The following is an 11,827-nucleotide window of genomic DNA, read 5'->3' as shown; positions in this document are numbered from 1 at the left end:
CGTACGACCAGTACGACGAGCACCGGAACTGAGGAGAGACGTGAGCGGTAAGGGCGCCCCCGAGCTGACCGTGAAGAACTGCGGTGACCTGCGCGTGGCAGTGATCGCGGCCCAGTGGCACGTCCAGGTCATGGACGGCCTGGTCGAGGGCGCGCTGCGCGCCCTGGCCGAGCTGGGCATCGACGAGCCGACCGTCCTGCGGGTGCCCGGCAGCTTCGAGCTGCCGGTCGTCGCCAAGGTGCTGGCGGGCCGCGGCTACGACGCGATCGTCGCCCTCGGCGTGATCATCCGCGGTGGCACCCCGCACTTCGAGTACGTCAGCCACGGTGTCACCGCCGGCCTCACCCAGGTCAGCGTGGACACCGGGGTGCCCGTCGGCTTCGGCGTGCTGACCTGCGACACCGAGGAGCAGGCGCTGGACCGGGCCGGACTGCCCGGGTCGAACGAGGACAAGGGCCACGAAGCGGTCACCGCCGCGGTGGCCACCGCGACCATCCTGCGTTCAGTATCCGAACCCTGGCGCTGAGCGTCCGGCACTTCCGCGTAGGGTGTGAGCCACCATGGCCAAGAAGACATTCGAGGAGCTCTTCACCGAGCTCCAGCACAAGGCCGCCACCGGCGACCCCAGTACCTCCCGCACCGCCGAGCTGGTGGGCAGCGGTGTGCATGCGATCGGCAAGAAGGTGGTCGAAGAGGCCGCCGAGGTGTGGATGGCCGCCGAGTACGAAGGCGCCGACCGCACCGCCGAGGAGATCTCCCAGCTGCTCTACCACCTGCAGGTGATGATGGTCGCCCGGGGCATCTCCCTGGACGACGTCTACGCTCATCTCTGAGCCGGCACCCGCACCGCACCGCCGCTCGCGTCCCGAACACCCCGAACCGCAAAGGAAGCTGTCCTCATGCTGCGCATCGCCGTTCCCAACAAGGGTTCACTCTCCGGGCCTGCGTCGGCGATGCTCCATGAGGCCGGCTACCGGCAGCGCAAGGAGTCCAAGGAGCTCGTCCTCGTCGACAGTGACAACGACGTGGAGTTCTTCTACCTGCGGCCGCGCGACATCGCGATCTACGTCAGCTCCGGCCGGCTCGACATCGGCATCACCGGCCGTGACCTGCTGCTGGACTCGGGCGCGGACGCCGAGGAGATCCTCCAGCTCGGCTTCGCCCGCTCCACGTTCCGCTACGCCGCGGAGCCGGGAACGGCGGAGTCGGTCAAGGACCTCGGGGGCATGACGGTCGCCACCTCCTACGAGGGCGTCGTCGAGAAGCACCTGGCGGACAACGGCATCGACGCCTCCGTCGTGCACCTGGACGGCGCCGTCGAGACCGCGATCCAGCTGGGCGTCGCCCAGGTCATCGCGGACGTCGTCGAGACCGGCACCTCGCTGCGCAACGCGGGGCTGGCGGTCTTCGGCGAGCCGATCATGGAGTCCGAGGCGGTCGTCATCCGCCGTACGGGTGTGGACGGCGAGGACCCCAAGGTCGCGCAGTTCCTGCGCCGGCTGCAGGGCGTCCTGGTCGCCCGCCGCTACGTGATGATGGACTACGACATCCGCGTGGAGCAGGTCGAGCGGGCCGTGGCCCTCACCCCGGGCCTGGAGTCGCCGACCGTCTCGCCGCTGCACCACGAGGGCTGGGTCGCCGTCCGCGCCATGGTCCCCAGCCGCGACGCCCAGCGGATCATGGACGAGCTGTACGAGCTCGGCGCCCGCGCGATCCTCACCACCGGCATCCACGCCGCGCGCCTGTGATGTCCGGCAAACCCGGCCCGTCCGCCGCCGCGGTCCTGCCCGAGCTGCCCGTCACCTTCCGTCCGGTCCGCACCCGCGTGGTGCTGCTGACGGTCGGAGCGGGCCTGCTCGTCGTGCTCACCGCCGTCGCCCTGATGATGCCCAGCGACGGAGCGCAGCCCTGGGGCCCGGGGGACCGGGCCACCATGATCATCACCGGACTGCTGATCTTCGCGCTGCTCGCGGTGCTCAGCCGGCCCAAGGTGGTCGCGGACGACGACGGGATCACCGTGGTGAACCTGGTCGCCAGCCGCCGGCTGGAATGGGCCGAGGTCGTCAAGGTCAATCTGCGGACCGGCGACCCGTGGGTCTATCTCGACCTCACCGACGGCACCAGCCTGGCCGCGATGGGCATCCAGCCCGGTGGCGGCCGGGACCAGGCGGTCCGCGCCGCCCGCCAGTTGCGGGCGCTGGCCGAAGCGCGCGGCACAGGGCAGCCCGGCACCAGGTAGGGCTGCCGACCGAGCCCCGCTCTTGATTACTCTGGAGTCGGGCAGTGCTTCCGCAGACTGCCCGCGGGGCCCCACCGACCCAAGGAGTGACACCCAAACGACGATGTCCAAATCGTCTGGTAGTACCTGCGCCGCCCCTCCCTCCAGCGGAGTTCCCGTAATTCCCGGAGCGGCGGCATGAGCACCTCGTTGTTGCTGCTGTGTGCGGCATTCGTCCTGATCCTCGCCAACGGCTTCTTCGTCGCCGCCGAATTCGGTCTGGTGACCGTCGACCGGCCGGCCGCGGAACGCGCCGCCGCCGAGGGCGACCGCCGGGCCCGGAGCGTGGTGGCCGCGCTGCGGAAGCTGTCGTTCCAGCTCTCCGGCACCCAGCTGGGCATCACCATCACCTCGCTGGTGGTCGGCATGCTCGCCGAACCGGCGCTGGCCCAGCTGCTCACCGGCCCGCTCACCTCGGCCGGACTGCCCGAGCGCGCCGCCCCCGGGGTCGGTGTCGTCATCGGCATGATGCTCGCCTCGGCCGTCCAGATGGTCGTCGGCGAGCTCGTCCCCAAGAACTGGGCGGTCTCCCGCCCGCTGCAGGTGGCCCGGTTCGTGGCCGGCCCGCAGCGGGTGTTCTCCACCGCCTTCCGGCCGGTCATCGAAGTGCTCAACCGGATCGCCAACCGGCTGGTGCGGATGCTCGGCGTCGAGCCCGCCGACGAGCTGGCCTCGGCCCGCACCCCCAGCGAACTGGTCTCCCTCGCCCGGCACTCGGCGCAGGCCGGCACCCTGGAGCAGGACACCGCCGACCTGTTCGTCCGTACCCTGTCGCTCGGCGACCTGACGGCCGCCAACGTGATGACGCCCCGGGTCCGGGTCAGCGCGCTGGAGGACACCGCCACCGCCGCCGACGTCCTCAACCTCACCCGGGCCACCGGCCTGTCCCGCTTCCCGGTCTACCGGGAACGGCTGGACGACATCATCGGGATGGTCCACCTCAAGAACGCCCTCGCCGTCGCCGCCCCGCTGCGCGACCGCACCCCGGTGGGCCGGATCTCGGTCTCGCCGCTGCTGGTCCCCGAGACGCTGGCGGGCCGGCAGCTGCTGCAACTGCTGCGCAGCCAGCAGCCGATCGCCGTCGTCGTCGACGAGTACGGCGGCACGGCCGGTGTCGTGACCCTGGAGGACATCATCGAGGAACTCGTCGGCGAGGTGCGCGACGAGCACGACGCCGTGGACCTGCCGGAACTGGCACAGGCCGCGGCCGAGGACGGCCTGCCGGCCTGGGACGCCGACGGCGGCTGCCGGGTGGACACGCTCGCCCGGATCGGGCTGCAGGCCCCGGAGGGCCCGTACGAGACGGTCGCCGGGCTCGTCGCCGACCTGCTGGCGCGGATCCCCGAACCCGGTGACACCGCGGTGCTGCCCGACTGGGAGCTGCGGGTGCGGGAGGTCTCCCACCACCGGGCGGAACGGGTGCGCATCGTGCGCACCGGCACCGGTGCCGGCACCCAGGACGAACAGGGGGCCGCCCGATGAGCGTCCTCCAACTGCTCTTCGCCGTCCTGCTGGTGCTCGCCAACGGCTTCTTCGTCGGCGCGGAGTTCGCCCTGGTCTCGGTACGCCGCAGCCAGATCGAACCGCTCGCCGCGGAACACCGGCGGGCCCGTACCGTCCTGTACGGGCTGGAGAACCTGCCGCGCATGATGGCGGCGGCCCAGTTCGGCATCACCGTCTGCTCGCTCACCCTGGGCGCGGTCGCCGAGCCGACCATCTCCCATCTGCTGGAACCGCTCTTCGAGGCCGCGCAGATGCCCGAGGGGCTGGCGCACGCGCTCGGGTACGTCCTGGCGCTCGCGGTGGTGGTCTCGCTGCACCTGGTGATCGGCGAAATGGTGCCGAAGAACCTGGCGATGGCCGCCCCGGAGAAGACCGCGCTGTGGCTCAGCCCCGGACTCGTCGCCTTCGCCCGGGTGTTCCGGCCGGTGATCACCGTACTGGGCAGCTGCGCGCGGGTGATCCTGAAGCTGTTCCGGGTCGAGCCGAAGGACGAGGTCGACTCCGTCTTCACCAGCGAGGAGCTGACGGTGCTCGTCGAGGACGCCCGGCGGGCCGGGCTGCTCGACCACGACGAGCAGGAACGCCTGGAGGACGCCCTGGAGCTGGGCACCCGCCCGGTCATCGAGGTGCTGCTGCGCCCCGCCGAGCTGATCACGGTGGATCCGTCGGTGACCCCGCGCCAGGTCGAGGAACTCACCGTGCACACCGGGTACTCACGGTTCCCGGTGGCCGGCCCCGACGGCGCCTATCTGGGCTATCTGCACGTCAAGGACGTCCTGGACGTCGAGGACGGCAGCCACCCGGTGCCGCAGCGGCTCTGGCGCCCGATGGCGACGCTCCGCGCCGACCTGCCGCTGGACGACGCGCTCACCCAGATGCGGCGGGCGGCGTCGCACCTCGCGGCGGTCGCGGACGCCGACGGGCGCCCGATCGGACTGGTCGCGCTGGAGGACGTCCTGGAGATGCTGGTCGGCGAGGTCCGCGACCCGGCGCACCGCGAGCTGCCGACGATCGCCGGACGGACCTGACGCCTGGCGTTCGCCACCCGTGGCGGACCGGCCTACTCGGCCGGTTCGCCCGGCGGCACCCCCGGGCCGCGCCCCGACAGCACCTCGCCGTAGGCCTGCATCAGATCCGGGAGCCGCAGCGTCGACAGATCGTCGCGGTTGGGGGAGCCGGGGTAGTCCGACAGCCGCAGATCGCGGTAGGCGCAGCTCTTCTCGTACAGGGTGCGCAGCAGCCGGCCGTTGCCCAGCTCGTCTATCCAGCCCTGGTCGACGACATGGGCGCTGATCGCCCGCAGTTCCTCCAGCGCCTCCTCGTCCCAGTGGTCGCCGTTGTCCGCGGCGAGGACCTCGCCGATCCGGGTCAGCTCCAGCGGCCGGTAGCTGGGGAAGTCGACCCGGGTGGTGAAGCGGGAGCTGAGCCCGGGGTTCACCGCCAGCAGCCGGTCCATGCCCTCCGGATAGCCGGCGAGGATCACCACGAGGCGGTCGCGGTTGTCCTCGGCGCGCTTGAGGAGCACCTGGAGCGCCTCGTCGCCGTAGGCGTCGCCCTTGGAGTAGCCGGAGTTGGACAGGGCGTACGCCTCGTCCACGAAGAGCACCCCGCCGAGCGCGGAATCGATCAGCTCGTTGGCCTTGACCGCGGTCTGCCCCAGGAACTCGCCCACCAGGTCGGACCGCTGGGCCTCGACGAGATGATCGCCGCCGAGCAACCCCAGCGCGTAGAAGACCCGGCCGAGTATCCGCGCCACGGTGGTCTTGCCGGTGCCGGAGGGGCCGGAGAAGACGAAGTGACGCTTGGGGGGCTGCACCGGCAGGCCCTGGCCGGCCCGCAGCCGGGCCATCCGCAGTTGCGCCGACAGCGCCCGCACCTGCCGCTTCACCGGCTCCAGCCCGACCATGCGGTCCAGTTCGGCGAGTGCCTGGCCGAGCAGCATCGGGTCCGGCGCCGTCATCGACAGCGGGGGCGGCAGCGCCATGGACGCCACCCCGGCCTTCTCCCGTACGTCGTCGTCCGGCGGGCCGAGCGTCAGCGCGGGCTCCTCCAGTTCGGTGCCGGGGCCGCGGCCGTCCATCGGTTCGCCGGTCAGCAGGGCGGAGTCCGGGCCGTCCAGCACATCGGGGGAGGCCTGGCCGAGGCCGGACAGCGAGACGGCCGCCAGACCGGCGCCCGCGCCCTCGTCGAGCCCGTCGGACTCGTTGATCGCGGCCAGCCGGGCGGCGGTGTCCATGAACGCCGGGTCCACCCGGTGCACCGCCCGGTACAGCGGCAGCGCCGCGGCGGTGCGGCCGGTGCCCTCGTAGGCGCGGGCCAGCCAGTAGCGCAGCTCCTTGCGCTGCGGCTGCTCGCTGCGGCAGCGCATCAGCGCGGCGGCCAGCAGCGGTTCGGCCTGCCCGCACAGCTCCAGCCGGACGCGGGCCATCCCGCCGAACAGGCCCGCCTCGATGCCGAGCACCGGATCGCCCAGCAGCGGCTCGGTGTTGCGGACCAGCTGCTCCCAGTCCTTGACCAGATAGGCCCGGCAGGCGTGCAGAAAGCGCACCTGCCGGTCGGTGTCGACGGGCGGGCACTCGGCCAGCGCGCGGTCCAGCTCGGCGACATGCCGGCCGTCCAGCCAGTGCGAGGCGTGCGCGAGCAGCAGATCGCGGTCCGACTCCAGCACCGGCTGCACCCACCAGCCGAGCCAGTACCAGGAGTTGATCGACCGCCGGTGGGCCCGGCGCTCCTCGCCGAAGCGGTCCCGGTGGCGGTACATCTGGAGCAGCGCCGTCGAGGTGTCCGCGCGCAGCGCGTGCAGGCCAAGCCAGGCGTCCGCCATGCCCGGATCGAGCCGGACGGCGGCCCGGAACTCCTCCTCGGCCTGCGCGTACGCCCCGACGGTGTAGGCGTCCACGGCGCGCAGCCAGGCGAGGCCGGCGGGGGCGCCCGAGCGCTCTGTCCCGAAGTCCATCAGGTCCCCACCAACCGTTCCCCCGCGGCTTGCTGCTGTACCCCGTCCCAACCCTGAGGACCGGGACGGGAGTTGGCGCAGGGGAGTCGTGCCCCCACCTGCCACCGCACCCCGTTCGCATCGTACCTGCGATGACGTCGGTGCCGTAGAGCGGCGCAGCGGTCCCCTCGGCCCCGCGCCGTTCGACGCACGGACTCCGGGTGGTGACAGTGGGTGAGGAAAAGGCGGCCCGAGGGGCCCGGTGGACCGGGCCGGGACGCAGCGAAGCCCCCGGTCACGGGGGAACAACCGGGGGCTTCGGATCATGGGAGCGGCCCGCACTGACCGCTTATTGAGAACGTAATTCCTGTACACCCCCCCGGTCAAGCCGCTCCGGAGGGCTCCGTGAGGGCCTTCTGGAAGTGGCAGCGCACCGGCGGTAATCTGTCACCGTCCGTGAGGGATCATGGTGTTCGGGAGTGCCTCCCGGGCCCCGGAAGCATCTCGTATCCCTCTGGTCTCAGCAGTACCAGATGGTCCGCGAACGGCTGTGAGGGATCGGACACGAAGTGCGCGTCCTGCGCGCGCATCCAGGAGGACCAGAACGCGTCCATCTCCGGGCCGTCCCGCAACTGTCCGCGCTCCCTGGCCGTGTCACGGGGGACCTCGAGCCACAGCAGGTGCGACAGCAGCGGTCGGAGGGCGGCCCGTCCGCTTCCGACGCCCTCCAGGAGGACGACGGGTGCGGGGGGCACCTCGCGGACGCCGTCGAAGCGCCGCCGCGTCCAGTCGTAGACGCCGTGCCGTGCCGTCCGGCCGGCGGCCAGCGGCTCCAGGACCTGCTCCCGCAGCCGGCCGGTCCACGCGAACAGCTCGTCATGGGTGGCCAGATCGTCCAGATGGACGACGGGCGCCCCGCCGAGCGCGCCGGCGAGCCGGGCGGCGTACGTGGTCTTGCCGGAACCGGCGTGCCCGTCCACGGCGACGATCCGGACCGGGCCGCACGACGGCGGCAGCTCCCGCAGATGCGCGGCGAACTCCGCGAGCGGGTCGCTCGGGGCGGGGGCGGCTTGATCGTTCATCGGGCCCAGCGTAGCGAGCCCTGAGCACGGCGCGGCCGGGGCCGCGACGCGTCCTGCCGGCCGGCCTCCGCCGGACGCCAGGGGCGTCTACCGTGTGACGCGTGACCGACTCCGCAGCTTCCGCCGCCGACTCCGCCGGGCTGTATCCGGCCGAGCGCCTCGAACTCGCCCGCAAGGCCGCCGCCGGCGCGGGTCTGGACGCCCTGCTCATCTCGCCGGGCGCCGATCTGCGCTACCTCACCGGCTATCAGGCGCTGCCGCTGGAGCGCCTCACCTGTCTGGTGGTGCCCACCGAGGGCGACGCGTTCCTCGTCGTCCCCGCCCTGGAGCGGCCGGCCGCGCTGGCCTCGCCCGTCGGCGGCCTCGGTATCGACATCACCGGCTTCGCCGAGACCGACAACGCCTACGAGCTGATCGCCGGCCGGCTGCCGGCCGGCGCCCGCCGGGTCGCCGTCGACAACCACATGTGGGCCGAGAAGCTGCTCGCCTTCACCGCCGCGCTGCCGCGGGCCGAGGCGGTGCTGGCCGGCGAGGTGCTGCAGGAGCTGCGGATGCGCAAGAGCCCGGCCGAGGTGGCGGCGCTGCGGCGGGCCGGGGCCGCGATCGACCGGGTGCACCGCAGGATGGGCGAGTGGCTGCGGCCCGGCCGCACCGAGCGCGAGATCGCCCGCGACATCGCGGACGCGATCCTCGCGACCGACCATGTCACCGTCGACTTCGTCATCGTCGCCTCGGGACCCAACGGCGCGAGCCCGCACCACGAGGTCTCCGACCGGGTCGTCCGGGCCGGCGATCCCGTCGTGGTCGACATCGGCGGCACCACCGAGGACGGCTACTGCTCCGACTCGACGCGCACCTACGCCGTCGGCGAGCCTCACCCCGACTTCCGGGAGCTGTACGACGTGCTGCAGCGCGCCCAGCACGCGCAGGTCGAGGCGGTGCGCCCGGGGATCACCGCCGAGGCGCTGGACGCCGTCGGCCGCGACATCATCGCCGGCGCCGGTTACGGCGAGCACTTCATCCACCGCACGGGGCACGGCATCGGCCTGGAGACGCACGAGGAGCCGTACATCGTGGCGGGCAGCAAGCGCCCGCTGGAGCCGGGGATGGCGTTCTCCATCGAACCCGGCATCTACCTCCCCGGCCGGTTCGGTGCCCGGATCGAGGACATCGCGGTCTGCACCGAGAACTCCGGCGAGCGGCTGAACCTGACGGGCCGTGACCTCGTGGTCCTGCCGGGATAGCGTCAGTGGTCTGTTCCAATGTTGGTCGGTGGCACGCGCCGGAAACCCTGGCAGAAAGGCCGGAGGAGCCGCGATAGTAAGGCGCATCCGCCGCGGGCCCGCCGACGCGGCCGGACCGACTCCGTCGTTCACAGCGAGGGGAACACCGCCATGACCAGACCCGCTCCGCGGCGCACCGTCCTGGCCGCCGCGCTCGCCGCGGTGGCCGCCACCGCGGCCGCTCCCGCGACCCGGGCAGCCGCCGCCCCGCGAGCCGCCGGGCGGCCGGGAGACGCGGGGGCCGCGGACCGGGGCGCCCCCGCCCACGGCGCGCCGGCCGACAGCGCGCCGGTGGACTACACCGGCTGGACCTCGTACACCGACTGGCGGTGCGGCGAGCGCGGCGGCACCCGTCCGGTGCCCGGGGTACGGCCCGGTCTGGTCATCGACCGCCCCAGCGGTTCGCTGGACTACACCGACCCGCACACCGGCACCACCTCCACCTGGGACTCCGCCACCTGGACCTCCCCGGTGCACACCCTGCGGCACCCCGCGAGCGAACTGATCTCCTCGTGGAACGCCCGTACCCCGGCGGGCACCTGGCTCCAGGTCGAGCTGCTCGGGACCTACACCGACGGCACCGCCACTCCCGCCTACGTGATGGGCCGCTGGGCCTCCGGGGACGGCGACATCAAGCGCACCTCGGTCGACGACCAGACCGACGGCAAGAGCAGCATCTGGACCGACACCTTCTCCATCGACGACGCGGCGGCCGGACCGCTGCTCGCTTCGTACCGGCTGCGGGTGACCCTCTACCGCAAGCCCGGCAGCCGGCTCACCCCGACGCTCTGGCGGCTGGGCGCGATGGCCTCCACCATCCCCGACCGCTTCACCGTCCCGGCCTCGGTCCCCGGCGCGGGCGCCGGGATCGAACTCCCGGTGCCGCGCTACTCGCAGAACATCCACAAGGGCCAGTACCCGGAGTACGACAACGGCGGCGAGGCCTGGTGCAGCCCGACCTCGTCGGAGATGGTCATCGAGTACTGGGGCCGCAAGCCCTCGGCGGCCGACCTCGCGTGGGTGAACCCGGCCTTCGCCGATCCGCAGGTCGACCACGCGGCCCGCTTCACGTACGACAACCAGTACCAGGGCTGCGGCAACTGGCCGTTCAACGCCGCCTACGCCGCCACCTACCGTGACCTGCAGGGTGTCATCACACGGCTGCACTCGCTGAACGACGTCGAACGGCTGATCCGCGCCGGCATCCCGGTGATAACGTCCCAGTCCTTCCTCGCCACCGAGCTGGACGGCGCCGGCTACGGCACCTCCGGCCACCTGATGTGCATCGCCGGCTTCACCGCGGAGGGCGATGTGGTGGCCAACGACCCGGCCAGCTCCAGCGACGACGCGGTGCGCAACGTCTACAAGCGGGCCCAGTTCGAGACCATCTGGCTGCGGACCAAGCGCTACAACGCCTCCGGGAACGTCAGCAGTGGGACCGGCGGCGTCTGTTACCTCTACTGGCCGGCCCACCCGAGCCCGGGGCAGCGCCGCGCGCTGGCCGCCGTCGGCATCCGCTGATCAGGGACGGGTTCCTTCCGGCAGCGCCGGAGGGGACCCGTACCGGTGGGTCCCCTCCGCTGCGGCCGGCCACGGCCAGCCCTCGCCGCGCAGGTCATGGAGGCGGATCCGCAGGATGCGCTCGGTGACACCGAGCCCGGCGGCCGCGGTGCGGACGTCCGGGGCCCATCCCGCCGCTTCGGCGAGGTCGGATATGGCGACGAGTTTGCGGGCGGCCTCGATGTCGGCCCGCCGCTCCTGATGGATGCTCAGGACGCCGAACCCACAGGCCGCGTCATCGCTGAGGACGTGTTCGAGCTCGTGTGCGAGGACGCACCGTTCCTGGACAGGGCTGAGACCCGCAGCGATGACGATCTTCCGGTGGACCGGTGACCAGGCGCCCCAGGTGTCGCGGAGCCACTCACGAATTACGGGGATGTGCATCTCATCCAGCAGCGCGGCCGGCGAATAGGGCATAGGTCCCCCTACGTCTATCAGACGTGTGGGAGGCACCCTGGCAGATCAACAGATGTACCTCAAGTGCGCGATTAATGGAAGGAAACGTTCCGAAATCGTTCGAAGGCGCGCTACTCCGGAGTGCGCTCCATCGCCCGCAGAATCCGCTCCTCGTCGTCCCTCGCGGGCCCTTCGCCCTCCGCGTGGGGGCGGTAGGCCGCCAGGCGGTGGCTGTCCTGCGTCGCCACGACCTCGCGGGGGATCGACTCGACGAGCCGCTGGAGCGCGGTCTCGAAGGCGTCGCGCAGCGCGGGGTCCCCGCCGAGCGCCGAGCACAGCCGCCCGAACTCGTAGACCCTGGGCATCAGTTCGATCAGCCCGGGGCCCCTGGGGTGCGCCGCCTCGCCGGGCGCCGGCCGCAGCGGTGGCTCTTCCGGCTGCCCGGCCCGGTGGACCAGCGCCGGATCGCCCCCGTCGAGCACGACATGGATGCTCTCGGGGGTCCAGCCATGGGCGGCGGCGATCTTGACGACGGTGCGCGGCAGTTGCTTCATGGGCGTCGCGCCGGCCTCGGCGCTGTACACGGCCTTGGTGGAGACCCCGGCCTCCTCGGCGAACTTCGCCTGGGTGAGCCCGCGCCGGTCCCGCGCGTCACGGAGCAGCCTGCCGAGCCTCTTCCATGCTTCGGGGTCCCGATTCACGCCGTCAGCTCTCCTGGGAAACGCCGGGCAACAACAGACAACAAGCTAGCAAGATCCGGCAGCGCGACCCTAGCGATTCCCGATCCACG

12 protein-coding genes are annotated in these 11,827 nt (G+C 72.2%); 8 read left to right on the top strand and 4 right to left on the bottom strand.

The genetic code is table 11. The features are described 5' to 3' along the window. Window positions 1-40 precede the first annotated feature (40 nt). The 6 genes from ribH to O3W51_RS30530 all read left to right on the top strand — a co-directional run bounded on the left by ribH (window position 41) and on the right by O3W51_RS30530 (window position 4,809). Complete coding sequence (ribH, locus tag O3W51_RS30555; RefSeq protein WP_138353025.1) at window positions 41-526, top strand: 6,7-dimethyl-8-ribityllumazine synthase; 486 nt, start codon at window positions 41-43, stop codon at window positions 524-526. Window positions 527-560: 34 nt separating this feature from the next. Beyond that, window positions 561-833, top strand: a complete 273-nt coding sequence (locus O3W51_RS30550) for a phosphoribosyl-ATP diphosphatase (RefSeq protein ID WP_138353026.1) — start codon at window positions 561-563, stop codon at window positions 831-833. Window positions 834-899: 66 nt separating this feature from the next. After that, window positions 900-1,748: an ATP phosphoribosyltransferase gene (gene hisG / locus O3W51_RS30545; protein WP_138353027.1), complete on the top strand. Its 849-nt coding sequence runs from the start codon at window positions 900-902 to the stop codon at window positions 1,746-1,748. Beyond that, window positions 1,748-2,239, top strand: a complete 492-nt coding sequence (locus tag O3W51_RS30540; RefSeq protein WP_138353028.1) for a PH domain-containing protein — start codon at window positions 1,748-1,750, stop codon at window positions 2,237-2,239. Before hisG ends, O3W51_RS30540 begins: the two co-directional genes overlap by 1 nt. 177 nt (window positions 2,240-2,416) lie before the next feature. Further along, window positions 2,417-3,760, top strand: coding sequence for a hemolysin family protein (locus O3W51_RS30535; RefSeq protein WP_138353029.1), 1,344 nt, complete (start codon window positions 2,417-2,419; stop codon window positions 3,758-3,760). Further along, window positions 3,757-4,809, top strand: a complete 1,053-nt coding sequence (locus O3W51_RS30530) for a hemolysin family protein (protein ID WP_164298280.1) — start codon at window positions 3,757-3,759, stop codon at window positions 4,807-4,809. The genes O3W51_RS30535 and O3W51_RS30530 overlap by 4 nt, the downstream gene beginning before the upstream one ends. A gap of 32 nt (window positions 4,810-4,841) precedes the next feature. On the opposite strand, the gene O3W51_RS30525 is transcribed toward O3W51_RS30530, so the two are convergent. Further along, window positions 4,842-6,737 (bottom strand): AAA family ATPase, encoded by a 1,896-nt coding sequence (locus O3W51_RS30525; RefSeq protein ID WP_138353031.1) that lies wholly within the window; start codon window positions 6,735-6,737, stop codon window positions 4,842-4,844. A 443-nt stretch (window positions 6,738-7,180) separates the two neighbouring features. Beyond that, window positions 7,181-7,798, bottom strand: coding sequence for a uridine kinase family protein (locus tag O3W51_RS30520; protein WP_269287800.1), 618 nt, complete (start codon window positions 7,796-7,798; stop codon window positions 7,181-7,183). Between the two features lie 101 nt (window positions 7,799-7,899). Here O3W51_RS30520 and O3W51_RS30515 point away from each other — a divergent pair, with 101 nt between their 5' ends. Continuing rightward, window positions 7,900-9,042, top strand: coding sequence for a M24 family metallopeptidase (locus tag O3W51_RS30515; protein WP_269287799.1), 1,143 nt, complete (start codon window positions 7,900-7,902; stop codon window positions 9,040-9,042). A 150-nt stretch (window positions 9,043-9,192) separates the two neighbouring features. Further along, window positions 9,193-10,602, top strand: a complete 1,410-nt coding sequence (locus O3W51_RS30510) for a peptidase C39 family protein (RefSeq protein WP_138353034.1) — start codon at window positions 9,193-9,195, stop codon at window positions 10,600-10,602. On the opposite strand, the gene O3W51_RS30505 is transcribed toward O3W51_RS30510, so the two are convergent. Together O3W51_RS30505 and O3W51_RS30500 are read right to left on the bottom strand one after the other, a co-directional pair. After that, complete coding sequence (locus O3W51_RS30505) at window positions 10,603-11,058, bottom strand: ImmA/IrrE family metallo-endopeptidase (RefSeq protein ID WP_138353035.1); 456 nt, start codon at window positions 11,056-11,058, stop codon at window positions 10,603-10,605. It lies immediately after the preceding gene. 110 nt (window positions 11,059-11,168) lie between these two features. Further along, window positions 11,169-11,738, bottom strand: a complete 570-nt coding sequence (locus O3W51_RS30500; RefSeq protein WP_164299368.1) for a helix-turn-helix domain-containing protein — start codon at window positions 11,736-11,738, stop codon at window positions 11,169-11,171. Window positions 11,739-11,827 lie beyond the last annotated feature (89 nt).

This window comes from Streptomyces sp. H39-C1 (assembly GCF_027158125.1).
In the GTDB taxonomy this organism is placed as follows: domain Bacteria; phylum Actinomycetota; class Actinomycetes; order Streptomycetales; family Streptomycetaceae; genus Actinacidiphila; species Actinacidiphila fildesensis.
Note: the sequence above shows the minus strand (reverse complement) of the source record. Positions and strands in the feature narration are given on the sequence as shown.